The following is a 17790-nucleotide window of genomic DNA, read 5'->3' on the forward strand; positions in this document are numbered from 1 at the left end:
CTAGACGGCCTTTTCCCGGGGCTGCTGGGCGTCCTGATCGCCCCCGCTGACCGCCAGGCCGCCCCGCCCGGCAACGGCTGAGCCCGCTTTCGCGGGAAGGTGATTGAAGAGCAGATTGAGCACGATCGCGGACAGACAGCCGGCACTGATCCCGCTGTGCATGATCGTCTGGAACCAGGCGGGGAACGCGTCGTAGATCGTCGGAACACCCACCGGCAGCACCCCCATCGCCACCGACACCGCGACCACGGTCAGATTGTGATTGCCCTGGAAGTCGACCTCGGCCAGCGTGCGCAGGCCGCTCGCCGCGACCGTGCCGAACATGACCAGGCCCGCACCGCCCAGCACCGGCGCCGGGATGGCCGCGACCACCGCGCCCAGCTTCGGCAGCAGGCCCAGCAGCACCAGGATGCCGCCCGCCGCGGCCACCACCCAGCGGCTGCGCACCCTGGTCATCCCGACCAGACCGACGTTCTGCGCGTACGCCGTGTAGTGAAAGGTGTTGAAGACTCCGCCGAGCACGGTCGACAGGCCGTCCGCGCGCAGCCCGTCGGCGAGCGCGCGCGGCTCGACCTTCCGCCCGGTCATCTCGCCGACCGCGATGAAGTCACCGGTCGTCTCGGTCATACAGACCAGCGCGACGACCAGCATCGACACGATTGCCGAAATCTCGAAGGTGGGCGCCCCGAAGTGGAACGGCGTACTGATGCCCAGCCAGTCGGCGTCGCCCACGCCGCCGAAGTCCGTGAACCCGAACGGCACCGCAACCGCCAGGCCCACCGCGATACCGATCAGCACCGCGATCCGGCTGAGGAACACCGGTCCGAACCGCTGCACGCCCAGCACCACCGCCAGCACGAAGGCCGCCAGCGCCAGATTCTTCGGCTCGCCGAAGTCCTCCGCGCCGGCGCCACCGGCCGCCCAGTTGCCCGCGACCGGCAACAGTGACACGCCGATGATCAGAATGACCGTGCCCGTGACGAGCGGAGGGAAAAAGCGCAGCAGCCGTCCGAAAAGCGGCGCCAGGAGCATGATCGCGAGCCCTGCCACGATCACCGAGCCATAGATCGCGGGCAGCCCGCCACCCGTCGTACCGATCAGCACCATTGGCGACACGGCGGCGAACGTACATCCCTGCATGATCGGCAAACGAACACCGAAGCGCCAGAAGCCCACGCACTGGATGAGCGTCGCTATCCCGCACACCAGAAGATCGGCTGTGATCAGATAGGCCAGGTCGGCTGGCGGAAGGTTCATCGCGCCGCCGACGATCAGCGGAACGGCCACGGCGCCCGCGTACATCGCGAGCACATGTTGCAGGCCGAAGGCGGCCAGTTGCCGTATGGGCGGGACCTCGTCCACGGGGTGTATCAGTGCGGTTTTCGTCATGGGCGAGACCGTAGGTCTATTAAACAGTTTGTTGATTTCGAGGGTGTTGCCGCTTCGTGTCCGCGTTCGGGGCGTGTTCGATCGATCGCCCCCGGCACGAGCGAATCAGGGGATCGACTCGGCCTGCGCCGCTACCGGGCCTTCGTCTCCGTGCGCGGCGACCATGAGTGATCGCCAGTCGGGCAGTTTCACCACGCCCGCTCTGCCCAAGGACGCCCCGAGCGCCGCCTCAGCGCGTTCGATCGACTCCCAGCCGGACCATTCGACCGGGCTGAACCCCGCGGCCCGCAACCACGTGATCGGATCACCACCTGGCTTTGTTCGTACGATCATGGAGGCGTCCTCCAGGAGCGATGTCACCGTCTCCTTCGCGCACGGCCGGTTGGTGCCGATCACACCGGTCGGGCCGCGCTTGATCCAGCCCGCCACATACTCGCCCGGCGCCACCGCACCCTCGCGCAGCACCCGCCCGGCCCGATGCGGCACCGTCCCGCTCCCCGTGTCGAACGGCAGCCCCTCCAAGGGCACGCCGCGATAGCCGACCGAACGAAGCACCAACTGCGCCTCGATCTCCTCGTACTCTCCGGTGCCGCTGACCCCGCCGTGTCCGTCCGGCACCGTGCGTTCGAAGCGGACCCCCGCCACCTGCGCGCCGGACGGGTCGGGGAGGAGTTCGACCGGGCGAAGGAAGAACCGCGCGTGGATCCTGCGCGCCGCGCCCCGCGCCCGCTGGTCTGTCCAGCCACGCAGCGCCTCGATGTTCCGCCGTTGCACGGCCGGCAGCCCGGACGGATCGCTGTAGGCCGGATCCAGGCCCAGTTCCCCGGCGTTCAGCAGCACGTCCGCCTCGGGGAGCCCGCCCAGCTCGCGCAGTTCCTTCGTGGTGAAGCGGGCCTGCGACGGGCCTCGCCGTCCGACCATATGGATGTCGGTCACCTGGCTCGCGGCCAGCGCCGTCAGGGCGGCCTGGGGCATGTCGGTCGGGCTCAGCTCCGCCGCGCCGCGCGCCAGGATCCGCGTCACGTCGACCGCGACATTGCCGACACCGATCACCACGGCCGAGCGCACATCCCGTACGAAGCCGTCGTCCACGGCGTCCGGATGAGCGCTGTACCAGGACACGAACTGCGTCGCCGACCAGCTCCCCTTCAGGTCCTCGCCAGGAATGCCCAGCCGTCGGTCGGTCGCGGCGCCCACGCAGTACACCACCGCGTCATACAGCTCCCGCAGCCGTTCGACCGGCACGCCGCCCGAACCGATGTCGACAGCGCCGAGGAAGCGCACTCGATCGTGCTCCAGTACCGTCCGGAGATTGTTCTGGAGCGATTTGATCTTTTCGTGATCCGGTGCCACGCCATAGCGGACCAGACCGTACGGGCACGGCAGCCGATCGATCACATCGACATGCACCTCGGGATCGAGCTGGACCAGGTTCTGGGCGGTGTAGACCCCACTGGGCCCGGAACCGACGACGGCGACACGCAACACGGCGGAACTCTCCTTGTCCGTCCTGTCCGGTCACCCGGAGCCTGGCAGGAGATCGCTGATGCCTCCAGCATCGCACCGGGCCCCCAAGAGCGGGAGGGGGCGCGGCGCTGCGCTGACGAAGGGCATGCCGTGCGTGACCGTTCGCATGGAATGTGATCATGCGATTACGTTGCGTGGGCGCTTGAAGCATCCTCTCTTGATCTCGCTGAGATGCGATCAGGGGGGCCGTGATCGATCGGTCAGTCCATCTCCTGCATCCGTCCTATCTCGGACGTCTGCTGGGCGATCACGTCGTCGGCCATCTCCTCGATCTGGATGTTGTTGCCCTGTCCCTTGACGTCCGTGGCCATCGTGATCGCACCCTCGTGATGAGTGATCATCAGAGTCAGGAAGAGCTGATCGAACGCGCTGCCCTTGGCTGAGTGAAGGTTCTTCAGCTGCCCCTCGGTCGCCATCCCGGGCATCGACGCATGGTCGTGACTGCTCCCGGAGTCGTCCTCGCCGTCCTCGCCGTGCCGCGTCAGCCACGCCTCCATGGCGGCGATCTCCGGCTCCTGGGCCGCCGCGATGCGTTCGGCGAGCCCCTTCACGGCTTCCGATTCCGCCTGCTCGGAGGCGAGTTCGGTCATTTCCAGGGCCTGCGTGTGATGCTCGATCATCATTCGCGCGTACGCCACATCCGCCGAGTTGGGCGTGTCGTCCTCCACGCGCTGTTCCGCGGCCTCCTCGGCGGACAGGGTCTGATTCTCGTCACCCGGCTCGCCCGGCAGCAGCACCGAAGGCCCGGTCCCCGTACCTGACGTGGGTTCGTCGTCCGACCCGGACTCACACGCCCCGAGCGCCAGCACGGCCACCATGGCCGCGGCAGCGGTGGTGAGGGACGCGCGAGAAGCACGGCGGAAGAGCACAACTACCTCCTGTGGCAGGCGTGACGGCGAACACCGCAAAGGTGCGCTTTGTGAGCGCAGGTGACTGTCCTAGCACGCTTCCACGCTCGACCGATCAGAAAACTGCATTACGACTCCGTTGCACCCTATTGATCTGTGCATGACGGAGACGATACTTCGGTTGATCCGTTAAGCGTTCCCTCGCGAACGGAACAAGGGAGGACGCAGTGACCCTGTTCAACCGATCCCGGACTCGACACAGACGACTGGGAGTTGTCGTAGCCGCGGCCGGACTCCTGGCCACGCTGCTGACGGCCCACCAGGCCGCAGCCACCCCCGACCCGGGTGACACCCCGGCCGGGGAGCTGTCGGTGTCCACAAGCGATCAGGCCGAGGCGCGCGCGGCGATAGCCGCCGGCGACATACCGGCCCAGGACGAGATTGTTCATTCGTCCAACATCCAGCACCTTGCGAACATCCCCAAGGACGTTCTGCCGGGTACCAACTCGGACCTGGCCTTCCAGGGCAAGTACGCGTTCGCCGGCAACTACGACGGCTTCCGCATCTTCGACATCAGCAACCCGAAGGCGCCGAAGACCGTCTCCCAGGTGCTGTGCCCCGGTTCCCAGAACGACATCTCCGTCTCAGGTGACCTGCTGTTCCTGTCGACCGACTCCTCGCGCAGCGACAGCAGTTGCAACAGCACCACGCAGCCCACGACCGAGAAGTCCTCCTGGGAGGGCATGAAGGTCTTCGACATCAGCGACAAGCGCAATCCCCAGTACGTCGCTGCCGTCGAGACCGCCTGCGGTTCGCACACCCACACCCTGGTGCCGGAGAGCAAGAACGTCTACGTGTACGTCTCCTCGTACTCGCCGAACGCCGCCTACCCGGACTGCCAGCCGCCGCACGACGGCATCTCGATCATCAAGGTGCCGCGCGACGCCCCCGAGAAGGCGAAGGTCGTAGCCTTCCCGGTGCTGTTCCCGGGCGAGGGCGCGGACGGCGGCGGCAACCCGGGCGGACCCACGAACCCGGGCGTGTCGAAGACCACCGGCTGCCACGACATCACCGTGCTGCCCGAGCAGGATCTCGCCGCGGGCGCCTGCATGGGTGACGGCATTCTGTTCTCCATCAAGGACCCGGAACGTCCGAAGGTCATCGATCAGGTGCAGGACAATGTGAACTTCGCGTTCTGGCACTCGGCGACCTTCAACCAGACCGCGAACAAGGTCGTCTTCACCGACGAGCTGGGCGGCGGCGGTGGCGCCACCTGCAACGCGGCGATCGGCCCGAACCGGGGTGCTGACGGTATCTACGACATCGTCGGCAAGGGCGACAAGCGCGAGCTGGTGTTCCGCAGCTACTTCAAGATCCCGCGGCACCAGGCCGACACCGAGAACTGCGTCGCCCACAACGGCTCGCTGATCCCGGTCAAGGGCAAGGATCTGATGGTTCAGGCGTGGTACCAGGGCGGTGTCTCGGTCTGGGACTTCACCGACTCGTCCCGTCCGAAGGAGATCGCCTACTTCGAGCGTGGTCCGCTCTCCACGGACACGCTCACGGTCGGCGGTTCGTGGTCGGCGTACTACTACAACGGCTACATCTACTCGAACGACATGGCGAAGGGCTTCGATGTACTGAAGCTCAACGACCCTCGTACGAATCCGGCGCGCTGGGTCCAGCTGCGGGAGCTGAACGTGCAGACCCAGCCGGACTATTTCGACTGACCGGCTGATCGATCGCTCAGCTGCCGGTCGATCGATTGATCGGCTAGCGGGGCTTCGTGCCCGGCGGTTCGTCCGGCGCGAAGAACCGTGACAGATCCCGCTCACACGTCCCGCTGGGCGCCTCGGCGTCCGGCGGGACACCCTGCTCCCAGTCGAGCCCGTAGCGCCGGAAGAGTTCGGCGCGGACCGGGGCGATCGGCATCGGGACGTTCGGCAGCACCATCGCGTAGACCGCGCCCATCAGCAGCGACCGCATCATCGGGTAGTCGGCCTCCACGTCCCTGGAGCCGCGCCGGGCGACCGTGTCCCGCAGCAGCTCCGCGAGCCGGCGTTGTTCCGGACACTGCACAAAACCCTCGGCCTGGAGCAGACCCGCCATGTGCTGGCGCATCAGTACCGTCTGATCCCTGGCCAGGCCCAGGATCGCGTCGATCGCCCGCGCCATCCGCTCCCGCCCATCGTCGGTGCGCGGCTCGCTCTCCAGGCCCTCCTCCAGCGTGCGGTGCATCAGACGGTGCACCGCGGACTGCACCAACTGGCGCTTGCCGGGGAAGTAGTACGACACCAGTCCGCGGGCCGAGCCCGCGCGGTCGGCGATGTCCGCCAACGTTGTCGCCTCGTAGCCGCGTTCGCTGACCAGTTCGATCGCCGCGTGGAGCAATCGCTCACGCGAACGGCGCCGCAGCTCTTCATTGACCTGGGCGCTGCGCGGGGACATGCTGTAACTCCTGCGTTGACTGGCTGCCAGCCAACTATACTCAGGGCGTCCGGACCGGCTCCTGCACGGGCCCGGCCTGGCTGCCGCCTGCCTCGGGCGACACGGGGGATCGTCCGAGGTGGGCGGTTCTGTATGCCGGGATGGTTTGCCAGGGCTACTAACCTGGCGGTGGGTGCCGACCGGGCACGGAACGAGCATGTGCCGGTCGGCAGATCAGTTGCCATCGAGTGATTTTCGGGCCGGCGGACCAGCAGATTGCCGGATCGCGGGGCTGCGGGATCGACCGATCAATGTTCGATGTTCAGTCGATCAGGTCGAGTACCGCGCGCAGGGCATCCGGTCGCTTCCCCACCGGCAGGTGATCGACGAAGTGAACCGTGCACCCGAGGGCCGCGGCTCCGCCGTCCGCCCGCCGGTCGTCCCCGACCATCAGCACCTCACGCGGATCCACGCCGAGGGCCGAACAGGCGGTCGCGAAGAGGCGGGCGTCCGGCTTGCGGATGCCATGTTCGTACGAAAGTACGTAGGTGTTCACATGATCATCGAGTCCATGGGCGCGGAACACCGGGCGCGGGTCCCAGCCGATGTTGCTGATCACGCCTACTTGGATGCCCCGCTCGCGCAGCCCGGCCAGGACCTCCCCGGCATCCGGGTACGGGGTCCAGGCGGCGGGTGTCATATGGCGGTCGTAGAGCGCGTCGTGCAGGTGCTCGGCGGGCAGCCGCACCTGGCGGGAGAGGCCGGTGTAGGTGGCCCTGTGCAGTTCGGCGCTCTCGTCGCGTACCTCCCACAGCGGGGCCAGTTCCGCGGGGAGGTGCTGCGGAATCGGCCCGCCCGGCAGTGCGCCGGCTGCCTCCAGCGCCTGGGCGAGTGCGGCCACCTCGGCCTCCGGGAGGCCGATCCCGGTCTCGTCCAGGACCGCGCGTAGCCAGGAGTCGGTGGTTTCGGCGCGGAAGAGGGTTCCGGAGAAGTCGAAGAGGACGGCGATCATGCGGCGATCCTAGGGGTGGGCGTTGCGGCGATCCTAGGGGTGGCCGTGGGGAAGAGGGCCAGATATCGGGCCACTCTTGTCGCCGGTCGACGGCCGCCTCGCGGCGGTCAAGGCCGCTCCGGCCGGAATCGCTCATGCACCGCCACCGCCGCCGCGATCACCATCGCCCCCAGCAGCCAGCCGCCCACGACGTCGCTGAGCCAATGGACACCTAGCCACACCCGGGTGAGGCCGACGCCGAGGACGGACACGACAGCCACCGTGGTGGCCCAGCGCAGGACCGTACGGGAGGCGCCGTAGCGGTGGAGGAGCCACACCAGCAGGCCGCAGACCACCGTGGCGGTCATGACGTGGCCGGACGGGAAGGCCGCGTAGTTGGCCGAGTCGACCGGGTCCGGCCAGACGGGGCGTTCGCGGCCGACGGCGGCCTTCAGTCCCTGCTGCACCAGCGTGCTCACCGCGACCGTCACCAGCAGCCAGGCCGCGGTGAACCAGGCCGCGCGGCGCCACACCAGCCAGATGATCACGGCCGCGCACAGAATGCGCATGGTCATCGGATCCCACACCCAGTCCGTGAGGATCCGGAACGCATGCGTCAGCCCGTCCTCGCTGACAGCCCAGCCGTGTGTGGTCCGAGCGATCTGCTCATCGACCGTGATCAGCGGTCCCCACGACGCCGCGACGAGAATGAGCAGCGCAAGTGAGCACACTCCGAACGCGAGCGCCGCGCGGAGAGCGGTTCGATGCTGTGGCGGACGGGTGGGGCGGTCGACGGGCGTGGTGGTCATACTGCGATTCTTGCCGACCGGTGGGGTGCGAGGCCACCGCCGGGGCCTGTGAAGGGCTGCTAACCCAGCGCTCGCAGTCCGGGCACGAACGTCACCAGCACCGGGATCACCGGCACCAGCGCCGCCGTCGCCGTCAGCCGAAGGCGGTGGATCGCCGGGAGGCGCTCAGGAGCGGTCAGCAATCGCTGCACACGCTGCGGCATATGCGCCCGGGGAGTGGCGGACGGGCCGAACACGCCGCGGTGTTCGTTGAGTTCGATCAGCGCGAGCGCCGTGGTGAGGCGGCCGAAACGGCGGGACGCCATGTCGTCGGCGGCGAGTTCCACCAGCCGGTGCATCTCCTCCCGGAACGCCGCGAACACCGGCACCTGGGGGAACCCGGTCGCCAGCGCCGCCGAGCAATGCCGCAACCAATCGTGACGCGCCTGCGCGTGTCCCTCCTCGTGCGCCACCACGGCGTCCAACTGGCGGCCCTTCAGCCGGCGCAGCGCGGCCGTCGTGACCACCATCCGGGGCGGCGTCCCCGCCAGCCACCAGGCGTCCGGCCGCTCGCCCTCCAGGACCACCAGCCGACCCGCGGCGGCTTCCTCGCCGGGCAACAGCGGGGCCTGGAGGCGGAGTTCTGCCCGGCGCAGCCGATGGTGAGCCCGCGCTCGCGCGATCTCCCGCAGCAGCATGGCGCCGCTCCACAGCCCGGCGAGCGCGAGCGTCACCGCCGTCGCCGCCGCCCATGGGCCGGCCGAGCCCAGGGCGTACGCGTCCACGACGGCGTTCGGCGCCGGCGCGAACACATGCCCGCGCACCGCCTGCCAGGCCGCCGCCGCGCTCAGTGTCATCGACAGCGCGCAGCACATCAGTACGGCCGCTACCACGCACTGCCACGCCCACAGCGCGACCACCGGCTCATGGTCCGGCCAGTCGGCACGAGCGAGCATCCTGGGGCCGAGCACGGCGGTCAGAACGCCGAGCAGCAGCAGTGCCGCGGGGACCATCATGGGCCGCAGCCTATGAGCGGGCGGGTCTCCCGGGGTACGGGCCTCGCCCGCAAAGTGACGCAGACCACGGTTTCGTCGTGCCGGGCGCAGGCATCGCGTAGGTCAATCGCCGCCCTTTCGCAGGCGCCGCGTATGCCGACCCGGGTTCGCGCCTATCGTGCTCAGGCGTCATGTTCGTTTGCTCTGACTCTATGTGCGCTCGCTCCGACAGCACACGCCTCCGCCTGGCATTACGAACATCTGCTGTTGCGCTCCCGCCCGAATCCGATCAACCGGGAATGTTCAGATGAGCATCAGCATCGCCACCATTGCGATCCCCATCGACAGGCGGCACGCCTGCGTCAACTCCGGCCGGTCGCCCCACCCCACCGGCGCTCCCGCGACCCCCGGTACGGGAAGCAGACGCATGCCGGACACCAGCACATAGCCCGTGAAGTAGAGCAGGAACGCCCCCGTGACCAGCGGCAGACCGGCCGAACTGCCACCGTGACCATGGCCTTGCCCGGCGGAGATGCCCATCACGACCGCCATGTAGACCATCGCCAACGCACCGACCGCGTGGTGCAGATGATGCGCGCCTCGGTGAGCGACCCATAGCGCGCGCAATCCCGCCGCGCCGAAGACGACGGCGTAGACCGGCCAGGTCCACAACGGTGTGGTGAACACCGTCGTCGGCACGGCCATGGCCGCCATGCCGAAGCCCATCAGTGCCTCGTCGCCCGCTGTACGGCGCTCCTCCGCGGCGGCGCTGCGCATCCGCAGCACGCAATAGGCGCCGGTCACGGCACACACCGCCACCAGCAGCCATCCGGGCGAAGCCGGTCCGTGCACACGCACCTCCCCGCTCGACACACGGTCACGGATGCGATGCCCGACCCGCGCGGCGCGCACGCGAGCGCATGGGCGTACACGGGGAGCGTTCATGGGGGCACAGGAGGTGAGGGATGCGCGGAAGGGGCCGTGAACGGGCCGCGCGGGCGTTCGTGGAGGTTCGCCACGCGCGTGCCGCCGCCGAGGCCGACCGCCCCGTACTCCTCGCACTCCCTGTACTCCTCGCACTCCTCGCACTCGAATCCGCCCGCCGTTACCTGGCCGTCGCGCTCGCCCAGGCGCGTGCCACCGACGACGCCGTGATCGTTGAGTGGCGGCAGCGGACGCGTAGCCGGTGAACGGGGATGGAACAGTCCCACCGGGCTTGGGTGCCCGAACCCGGTGAACGGTCGGGAGACGGTCGCGGCAGACTCAGTCGGGACGAGCCCGGCGCCGCCGGAGCGGCACCTCTGAGCCGCGCGGGATCGACCCGCTCCGGGGCCGGCGGCGACGACACGGCCCTGGCGCCCGCGAGAGGCACCGCCCCGCCCTTCAGTAGCGACACCACGTTGCTGGGCGAGTTGCCCAGACCCTGAGGTGGGGCTCAGCAAGCCGCGCGCCTGAGGCCAACAAGAGTGCTCAGCTCGCGGCGTACACGCCGAACGCCGCTCCCTGCGGATCCCGCAGCACCGCGATCCTGAGGCCGTCCTGAAAGGTCGTCGGCTCCATCAGGACCGTGCCGGACGCGTTCGTGGCCGTGGCGGCCGCGGTGGCGACATCGGTGACCGCGAAGTACGGAAGCCAGTGCGGCGGCACTTCCGGCGGGAACTTGTCGTCCATCGTCGTCATCCCGCCGAAGTCCGCGCCGGCGATGCCCCACTGGGGATAGCGCTCGGAAACGCTCACGGTCCAGCTGAACACTTGCGGATAGAAGGTCTTGGCCAGGTCGGGGTTTCGGGTCCGTAGTTCCACCCAGCCCAGCGAGCCGGGTGCGTTGAACAGTCCGGCGCCCTCGAACGTGCGCGGCTGCCACATCTGGAAGACCGCGCCCGTCGGATCGGCGGCGACCGCGAAACGGCCTATGTCGAGCACATCCATCGGGTCGAGCAGAAGTGCTCCGCCCACCTCTGACACCGTCCGCGCGGCGGCGTCCACGTCGGCCACTTGGAACGACACGTTCCAGGCCACCGGCTGCGACTCCTGGTACAGCGGGGTCAGCGCGGCCACCGGCGCGTCCCCGAGATGCGCCATCGTGTAGCCGCCCGCCTCCTGACGCCGGTCCGTCTCCGTACGCCAACCGAACAGCTCCGTGTAGAACGCTTTGGCCGCCTCCAGGTCGCTGGTGCCGACCTCGGTCCAGCAGGGCCCACCTGGGACCGGCTTTTCGAGCCTCATGACGGTCCTTTCTCGGCGTTCCTCCGCAGGACGGACCCTGCGGAAGCTCGGGCGTGTCCTCACCACCATCGTGCGACCGGGGGACGCGCCGCGCGAGGCGTGGCGCCCGACACGTGGCGGAAGCGTCACCATCGCCCCGCCCCATACCGCCTCGCGCCCATCGCCCTCCCTGTCGTAGGCTCCCGGCATACCGCATCGCATGGCGGCCTCCCAGTAGCTCACTCCATGACCGGAGGTCACCCATGTCCACCGTGCGTACCTTCCACCGCGCGGACCGTGATCAGCTCACCGATCTGATCAATCTGCACATCGCCGCCGTGATCCCCGGCGTCGGCGTGTCCGTGAACACCGTGCTCAGCTCGCTGGAGCGGCAGCCGGACGAGTTCATCACCGATCCGTGGGTCGCCGAGCGGATCACCCTGGTCGCCGAGGAGCGGCGGCACATCGTCGCGGCGGCGCATCTGCTGCGCTACCGCGCGGACGACGAGGTCGCCGAGGACTATCGCGGCGTGGGCGAGATCAGCTGGTTCGTCAGCCGGCCCGAGGCGTCCTTCCTGCCGAACACTCACAAGGCCGCCGAACTGCTGATGAGCGCCTGCCTGGCCCAGATCGCCCGCTGGGACGTCCGGGCGTGCCTCGCCGACGGTGCCCTGCCCGCTCCTGCCGTGTACGGCGTGCCCCAGCCCTGGCCGCACATCCGGGCCGTGTACGAGAACGCCGGTTTCCGGCACATCGGGGGCACCGAGGTGCTGCTCATCGCCCGGGTCGCCGATCTGCCGGAGTCGGTACCGGAGCCCCGGCCGGGGGTTCGGGCCGTGCGCACCCTGGGGGAGTGCGGCACCCGTCTCACGGCGTACGGCGCCGATGGCGACGCCGCCGGCTTCATCGAGGTCGACACGTCCCTCGCCCGCCCCGAGCGCCACACCCGTGCCGCCGGTCTCGCGGACATCGGCAACCTGGTCGTCGTACGGGAGAACGAGGGCTGGGAGGAGTGGCTGCTCGGACAAGCCGCCGACTGGCTTCGGCTGTGCGGGGCGGACCGCCTTCTGACGTACGAGGACGCGGACGATCAGGTTGCGATCGATCGTTTGATCACGGCCGGCTTCCGGGAACTTACCCGCACCGACCGAGGATGGCGGTACGGGGCCGACGGCCGCTGAGCCCCAGACCGCTCCCCATCGACATGGCTCTCCATCGCTCCCGACCGTCCCTGGTCGACTCCGTTCGGCGGTGCCGGACTTGCGGCACATGGCGAGGTCAGATGGTCGAACGGCCCTCCCGGGACGGCTGATCGTGCGGCGTGAGGGTTTTGTCGCGCGCGTTACGCTCGACCCTGCCGAGCCGTGCCGCTGAAACGGAGAAGTGCCCCATGGACGCCCGCCCCGCCACCATCGGACTGAAGTACCGCGATGCCATCGACGCCGATGTGAACGATCTCGTCGCGTTGATCGAATCGGCCTATCGCGGGGACTCCAGCCGGACCGGGTGGACCACCGAGGCGGACATCCTTGAGGGGCGGCGCATCGACGCCGAGGGAGTGCTGGAAGTGATCAAGGCGCCGGAGGGCGGCTTGCTGGCCGTCGAGAGGGAGGGCCGGGTCGTCGCGTGCTGCCAGCTCGAACACCGTGATGATCATGCCTACTTCGGCATGTTCGCGGTCAGCCCCGGCCTCCAGGGCGCCGGCCTCGGCAAAGAGATCATCGCCGAGGCCGAGCGGCGGGCCCGCCACCTCTGGGACGCCGCAGAGATGCGCATGACCGTGATCACCGCACGGGACGATCTGATCGCCTGGTACGAGCGGCGTGGTTATCGGCGCACCGGGCGGATGACCCCCTTCCCGTACGGCGAGGAGCGGTTCGGGATTCCGCAGCGGGACGACCTGGAGTTCGAGCTGCTGGTCAAGGAGCTGTAGCGCGCGTCCCGGCGCACCGTGACGGGGACCGACGGGCCGTGACGGGCGCCGGGAGGCCGTTACGCGTCCCGCCGGGCCGCTACGCCGTGAAGCGGCCTGTTCGTTTGATCTCGGGATGATCGGTGGTCGCGCCGTCGAGTTCCAGGGCGCGTACCAGCCGCAGCTGGTCCTGGGTGTTGACCACCCAGCCGATGATCCGCAGATTCGCTCCGCGCGCGGCTTCCGTCACCTCCAGGGTGAGGCGGCGAATGTTCAGGCAGATGGTGTGCGCTCCGACCCGAACCGCGCGTTCGACGATGTCCGTTCCGTACCGGCTGCCGATCAGCGCGGTACGTACGCCGGGCACCAGGCGGCCGATCTCCGCGATCGCCTCGTCGTGGAAGGACGACACCTCCACCCGCTCCGCCAGATTCCGGTCCCGCACCACATCGGCCAGCGCGCGGGCCGCGGCGGTGTCCTTGATCTCGACCTGGAGCGGGGAGCGTACGGCGTCCAGCACCTCCTCGAAGACCGGGATCCGCTCGCCACGCCCGGCGTCGAGCGCGCGCAGCTCCGCGAGGGTCTTCTCGGCGACCGGGCCGGTGCCGTCCGTGGTCCGGTCCACGTGCTCGTCGTGCAGGACGACCAGAGCGCCGTCCTTGCTCAAGTGAACATCGAGTTCGATCACATCAAGGCCGGCGTGTTCGGCGGCCATGAACGAACGCAGGGTGTTCTCGGGCTCGACGCCCATGATTCCGCGGTGTCCGATGGTGAGGAAGTTCAAGGTTCAGCTCGCTTCCGTCGACGGGCAGGCGGCCGTGCGGACAGCGGCCGTCCGCACGGTGTGAATTTCGCACTTTAGTGGCCGAGGCGTGAGATGAACCCGCGCGTACGCTGCGGATCGGCCCCGACCGGCACGCCGGATCCGGTAAGCCCGGTGACGCAAGGCCCGCATCCCGGCCGCAACGCCTTGCGACAACCGTCGGCGTCCCTGCGGAGCCCTGGCAGCGTCCTTGCGGCACCCCGGGAGCATCTCCCTGCGGGCGCCGCCAGTGTCCCTGCGGCGCCCCGCCAGCCTCCCTGCGGCACCCCAGAAGCATTCCTCCGGCACCGCGCCAGCGTCCCTGCGGGCGCCCCGATAGCCGTCCCGCGACGCCCCCCGAGCGTCGTCCGCCCGACCCTGGCCCGCTCAGCCCCGGCTCCGGCCCCGCTCAGCCCGGGCCCGAGCCCGCCCGGCCCCGACCCCGGCCCCACGGCCCCAACCCACACCCCACCGGTCCGCCACCCCCGTACCCGCAGGAAAAAACACGGCGAATGGCCGGGGCGCACAGGATAATTTCCCGAGGCGTCGCTTGCTGGGAGAAAGCTCATACGCATACGGTGTTCCTACGCGAGGTTCTCCCGTGGAGGATGGGACATGACGGAAATTCTTGTGCAGCCGACGACCGATGGGCGGATTCCTGCTGCGCCCAGGGTGGTCGAGCACCCGGCGTGGCCCGCGCTCAAGGGCGCCGTGGAGCGCATCCGTGGCTGGCAGTCCAAGGACGGTTCGGTCGATCTTGCCGCCGAGGGCGCCCCGGCCCGCGCGGACGTGGAGCGTGCCGTCGCCGAGGTGATCGACGCCGTACAGGCGCTGTCGCCGCTGCTGCCGCACGACGCCGCCTATCACGCGGCCCTGGCCGAGGACCTGCGGCGCTGGTCGGTCAGCGGGTTCCTGGTGCCGGACTTCCTCGACTCGCTGCTGGCGTTCCAGCCGGCCGCCGACCGCCGCGATGGTCTCCAGCATCTGGTCGTCTTCCCGATGTACACCCAGAACGGCAACCCGGACCGCAATCTCGAAGCGATCGTGCTGAGGATGGTCTGGCCCAACTGGCTGGCGGAGCTGGAGCGCACCCGCTACGACAACCCGCTGTTCTGCGGCATCACCTTCGAGGACTTCACCTCCGGCTACGACACCAACTCGGCCGTGCTCTTCCCCGAGACGATCGCCGTCCGCGAGGCACCGGAACGTTTCTCCTGGGGCGGTATCTTCTGCGACCGCGAGGCCGCGCGCTTCCGCCGGGTCACCGCCGCCGCCGTCGATCTGCTGGGCCTCACGCTGCCCGAGGACGTCGCCGCGCTGGTGCACGACCAGAGGCGCTGCGAAGAGGCATTTGTGCTGTGGGACATGGTCCACGACCGCACCCACAGCCATGGTGACCTGCCGTTCGACCCGTTCATGATCAAGCAGCGGCAGCCGTTCTGGATGTACGGCCTGGAGGAGCTGCGCTGCGATCTGACCGCCTTCAAGGAGGCCGTCAAGCTTGCCCAGGACGGTGTCCCGCAGGCCCGCGACGTGCAGTACGCCGTGCTCTTCGACCGGATGTTCCGCTTCCCGGTCACCGGCGAGCGCGTACGCAACTACGACGGTCTCGGCGGCCAGCTCCTCTTCGCCTACCTGCACCGGCACGACGTGGTCCGCTGGACCGACAACAGGCTCTCCATCGACTGGGAGCGCGCCCCCCAGGTCACCAACCAGCTGTGCGCCGAGATCGAGACCCTCTACCGCGACGGCATCGACCGCCCCAAGCTGGTCCACTGGTTCAAGGGGTACGAACTGGTCGCCACGTATCTGTCCCCGCACCCGGGCTCCAAGTGGGCCAAGGGTCCCGACGCCCTCGACCTGTCCCTGCCGCCCCGCAAACTCGTCGATGACGTGCTTCCCGACGAGTTTCCGCTCAGCATGTTCTATGAGGCGCTGTCCAAGAAGCTGAAAAGCGTGATCGCCTCGACCCGGGGTATCACCAGGGACACCGCCGAGCGGGTCGCCGCGTGAGCGACCGCATCGGAAACGCTGCTCAGGAGGCGAGGAACATGGGGAACGGGGCTCTCAGCGGCGCGGTGATCGCGGTGGCCGGGGCGGGCGGGCCCGCCGGGCGGGCCGCGCTGGTGCGGCTGGCGGAGGCCGGGGCGACCGTCATCGGCTCGGACAACGACCCGGAGCGGCTGGCCGAGGCCGTCGACGCGGCCAGCTACGCGCACGGCGGTGCGACCGTCATCGGTGACACGGTCGATCTGCTCGACCGGGAGTCGTCCCAGGAGTGGGCGAACCGCATCGAGAAGGACTTCGGGCGGGTCGACGGCCTGGTGCATCTCGTCGGCGGCTGGCGCGGCAGCGAGACCTTCACCAAGACCCGACTCGACGACTGGGACTTCCTGGAGCTGCTGCTGATCCGCACGGTCCAGAACACCTCGCTCGCCTTCCACGAGGCGCTCCAGCGCAGCGATCGCGGCCGGTACGTGCTGATCAGCGCGGCCGGGGCCAGCAAGCCCACCGCGGGCAACGCCGCCTACGCCGCCGCCAAGGCCGCCGCCGAGGCGTGGACGCTGGCCCTCGGTGACTACTTCCACAAGGCGGGCGGCGAGGGCGGACCCAACGCGGCGGCGGCGATCCTGGTGGTCAAGGCGCTGGTCCACGACGCCATGCGTGCCGACCGGCCCAACGCGAGGTTCGCGGGCTTCACCGATGTCACCGACCTGGCCGACGCTGTCGTGGGCGTCTGGGACAAGCCCGCCGCCGAAGTGAACGGACGACGCCTGTGGCTGACCGAGAAGCCGTGAACCCCCCGAAGACCGACGCGCGCCGTCACCACGACCCGCAGGTCCGCGGCTTCGCCAGCGACAACTACGCGGGCGCCCACCCGGAGGTGCTCGCCGCCCTCGCGCTCGCCAATGGCGGCCACCAGGTCGCCTATGGCGAGGACGACTACACCGAGCATCTCCAGAGTGTGATCCGCGGCCACTTCGGGGCGACCGCGGAGGCATTCCCGGTCTTCAATGGCACCGGCGCCAACGTCGTCGCGCTCCAGGCCGTCACGGACCGCTGGGGCGCGGTGATCTGCGCCGAGAGCGCGCACATCCATGTCGACGAGTGCGGGGCGCCCGAGCGGGTCGGCGGGCTGAAGCTGCTCACCGTGCCCACACCCGACGGAAAGCTCACGCCCGAGCTGATCGACCGCCAGGCGTACGGCTGGGACGACGAGCATCGCGCCATGCCGCAGGTCGTCTCGATCGCCCAGAGCACCGAGCTGGGCACCGTCTACACCCCGGACGAGATCCGCGCGATCTGCGAGCACGCCCACGGCCTCGGGATGAAAGTCCATCTGGACGGCTCCCGGCTCGCCAACGCGGCGGCCTCCCTGGACGTCCCCATGCGGGCGTTCACCAACGCCGTCGGCGTCGATCTGCTCTCCCTGGGCGGCACGAAGAACGGCGCGCTGTTCGGCGAAGCGGTCGTAGTGCTCGACCAGGACGCGGTCAGCCACATGAAGCATCTGCGCAAGCTGTCCATGCAGCTCGCCTCCAAGATGCGGTTCGTGTCCGTGCAGTTGGAGGCCCTGCTCGCCAGGGACCTGTGGCTGCGCAACGCCCGGCACGCCAACGAGATGGCCCAGCGACTCGCCGAGGGCGTCCGCGCGGTGCACGGCGTGGAACTGCTCCACCCGGTCCAGTCCAACGCGGTCTTCGCCCGGCTCCCGCACGACGTGACCGTACGGCTCCAGCAGCGGTTCCGTTTCTACTTCTGGGACGAGGCGGCCGGGGACGTGCGCTGGATGTGCGCGTTCGACACCACCGAGGACGACGTGGACACGTTCGTCGCGGCTCTCAAGGAGGAGATGGCCCGCTGAGCCGACGGCTCCGCTTTCGACGCGAATGACCTGCCGTGCGT

Annotated in this window: 17 protein-coding genes; 7 read left to right on the plus strand and 10 right to left on the minus strand. The window is 69.2% G+C overall.

Annotated elements, in window-relative coordinates; genetic code table 11:
* The 3 genes from ACFRFC_RS04750 to ACFRFC_RS04760 form a co-directional block, all read right to left on the minus strand.
* On the minus strand, window positions 1-1389 hold the full coding sequence (locus ACFRFC_RS04750; protein WP_382683454.1) for a nucleobase:cation symporter-2 family protein: 1389 nt from the start codon (window positions 1387-1389) through the stop codon (window positions 1-3).
* Between the two features lie 105 nt (window positions 1390-1494).
* Window positions 1495-2877, minus strand: a complete 1383-nt coding sequence (locus ACFRFC_RS04755) for an FAD-dependent oxidoreductase (protein WP_382683452.1) — start codon at window positions 2875-2877, stop codon at window positions 1495-1497.
* A 239-nt stretch (window positions 2878-3116) separates the two neighbouring features.
* Window positions 3117-3734 (minus strand): DUF305 domain-containing protein, encoded by a 618-nt coding sequence (locus tag ACFRFC_RS04760; RefSeq protein WP_382683758.1) that lies wholly within the window; start codon window positions 3732-3734, stop codon window positions 3117-3119.
* Window positions 3735-3991: 257 nt separating this feature from the next.
* On the opposite strand from ACFRFC_RS04760, the gene ACFRFC_RS04765 reads away from it, so the two are divergent.
* The gene (locus ACFRFC_RS04765; RefSeq protein WP_382683449.1) at window positions 3992-5494 is read left to right on the plus strand and encodes an LVIVD repeat-containing protein; all 1503 of its coding nucleotides are present in this window, start codon (window positions 3992-3994) and stop codon (window positions 5492-5494) included.
* A gap of 43 nt (window positions 5495-5537) precedes the next feature.
* On the opposite strand, the gene ACFRFC_RS04770 is transcribed toward ACFRFC_RS04765, so the two are convergent.
* The 5 genes from ACFRFC_RS04770 to ACFRFC_RS04790 all read right to left on the minus strand — a co-directional run bounded on the left by ACFRFC_RS04770 (window position 5538) and on the right by ACFRFC_RS04790 (window position 9817).
* Window positions 5538-6212: a TetR/AcrR family transcriptional regulator gene (locus ACFRFC_RS04770; protein ID WP_382683447.1), complete on the minus strand. Its 675-nt coding sequence runs from the start codon at window positions 6210-6212 to the stop codon at window positions 5538-5540.
* Between the two features lie 301 nt (window positions 6213-6513).
* Window positions 6514-7203 (minus strand): HAD family hydrolase, encoded by a 690-nt coding sequence (locus ACFRFC_RS04775; RefSeq protein ID WP_382683444.1) that lies wholly within the window; start codon window positions 7201-7203, stop codon window positions 6514-6516.
* A 107-nt stretch (window positions 7204-7310) separates the two neighbouring features.
* Entirely contained in the window at window positions 7311-7991 is a 681-nt protein-coding gene (locus tag ACFRFC_RS04780; protein WP_382683441.1) for a phosphatase PAP2 family protein, read from the minus strand.
* 59 nt (window positions 7992-8050) lie between these two features.
* Complete coding sequence (locus tag ACFRFC_RS04785) at window positions 8051-8986, minus strand: M56 family metallopeptidase (protein WP_382683438.1); 936 nt, start codon at window positions 8984-8986, stop codon at window positions 8051-8053.
* Between the two features lie 282 nt (window positions 8987-9268).
* Window positions 9269-9817, minus strand: a complete 549-nt coding sequence (locus tag ACFRFC_RS04790) for a DUF5134 domain-containing protein (protein WP_382683434.1) — start codon at window positions 9815-9817, stop codon at window positions 9269-9271.
* A 113-nt stretch (window positions 9818-9930) separates the two neighbouring features.
* On the opposite strand from ACFRFC_RS04790, the gene ACFRFC_RS04795 reads away from it, so the two are divergent.
* Window positions 9931-10155 carry a hypothetical protein gene (locus ACFRFC_RS04795; protein WP_382683431.1) on the plus strand — a complete coding sequence of 75 codons (225 nt, stop codon included), beginning with the start codon at window positions 9931-9933 and terminating at the stop codon, window positions 10153-10155.
* 280 nt (window positions 10156-10435) lie between these two features.
* Here the strand turns inward: ACFRFC_RS04795 and ACFRFC_RS04800 are convergent, their stop codons facing one another.
* Entirely contained in the window at window positions 10436-11191 is a 756-nt protein-coding gene (locus ACFRFC_RS04800) for a VOC family protein (protein ID WP_382683428.1), read from the minus strand.
* Window positions 11192-11433: 242 nt separating this feature from the next.
* On the opposite strand from ACFRFC_RS04800, the gene ACFRFC_RS04805 reads away from it, so the two are divergent.
* Window positions 11434-12351, plus strand: coding sequence for an N-acetyltransferase (locus ACFRFC_RS04805; protein WP_382683426.1), 918 nt, complete (start codon window positions 11434-11436; stop codon window positions 12349-12351).
* Between the two features lie 209 nt (window positions 12352-12560).
* A complete protein-coding gene (locus ACFRFC_RS04810; RefSeq protein ID WP_382683423.1) occupies window positions 12561-13103 on the plus strand; it encodes a GNAT family N-acetyltransferase in 543 nt (180 codons plus the stop codon).
* Window positions 13104-13182: 79 nt separating this feature from the next.
* Here ACFRFC_RS04810 and ACFRFC_RS04815 read toward each other — a convergent pair whose 3' ends face one another.
* Window positions 13183-13866, minus strand: coding sequence for a glycerophosphodiester phosphodiesterase (locus ACFRFC_RS04815; protein WP_382683420.1), 684 nt, complete (start codon window positions 13864-13866; stop codon window positions 13183-13185).
* A gap of 633 nt (window positions 13867-14499) precedes the next feature.
* On the opposite strand from ACFRFC_RS04815, the gene ACFRFC_RS04820 reads away from it, so the two are divergent.
* Genes ACFRFC_RS04820 through ACFRFC_RS04830 form a run of 3 tightly spaced genes read left to right on the plus strand, consistent with a single transcriptional unit; the run spans window position 14500 to window position 17749 of the window.
* Window positions 14500-15897 (plus strand): DUF6421 family protein, encoded by a 1398-nt coding sequence (locus ACFRFC_RS04820; RefSeq protein ID WP_382683417.1) that lies wholly within the window; start codon window positions 14500-14502, stop codon window positions 15895-15897.
* 38 nt (window positions 15898-15935) lie between these two features.
* Window positions 15936-16682 carry an SDR family NAD(P)-dependent oxidoreductase gene (locus ACFRFC_RS04825; protein ID WP_382683415.1) on the plus strand — a complete coding sequence of 249 codons (747 nt, stop codon included), beginning with the start codon at window positions 15936-15938 and terminating at the stop codon, window positions 16680-16682.
* Entirely contained in the window at window positions 16679-17749 is a 1071-nt protein-coding gene (locus tag ACFRFC_RS04830) for a threonine aldolase family protein (protein WP_382683413.1), read from the plus strand. The genes ACFRFC_RS04825 and ACFRFC_RS04830 overlap by 4 nt, the downstream gene beginning before the upstream one ends.
* Window positions 17750-17790 lie beyond the last annotated feature (41 nt).

The sequence above is a fragment of the Streptomyces sp. NPDC056734 genome, assembly GCF_042790455.1.
GTDB lineage: Bacteria > Actinomycetota > Actinomycetes > Streptomycetales > Streptomycetaceae > Streptomyces.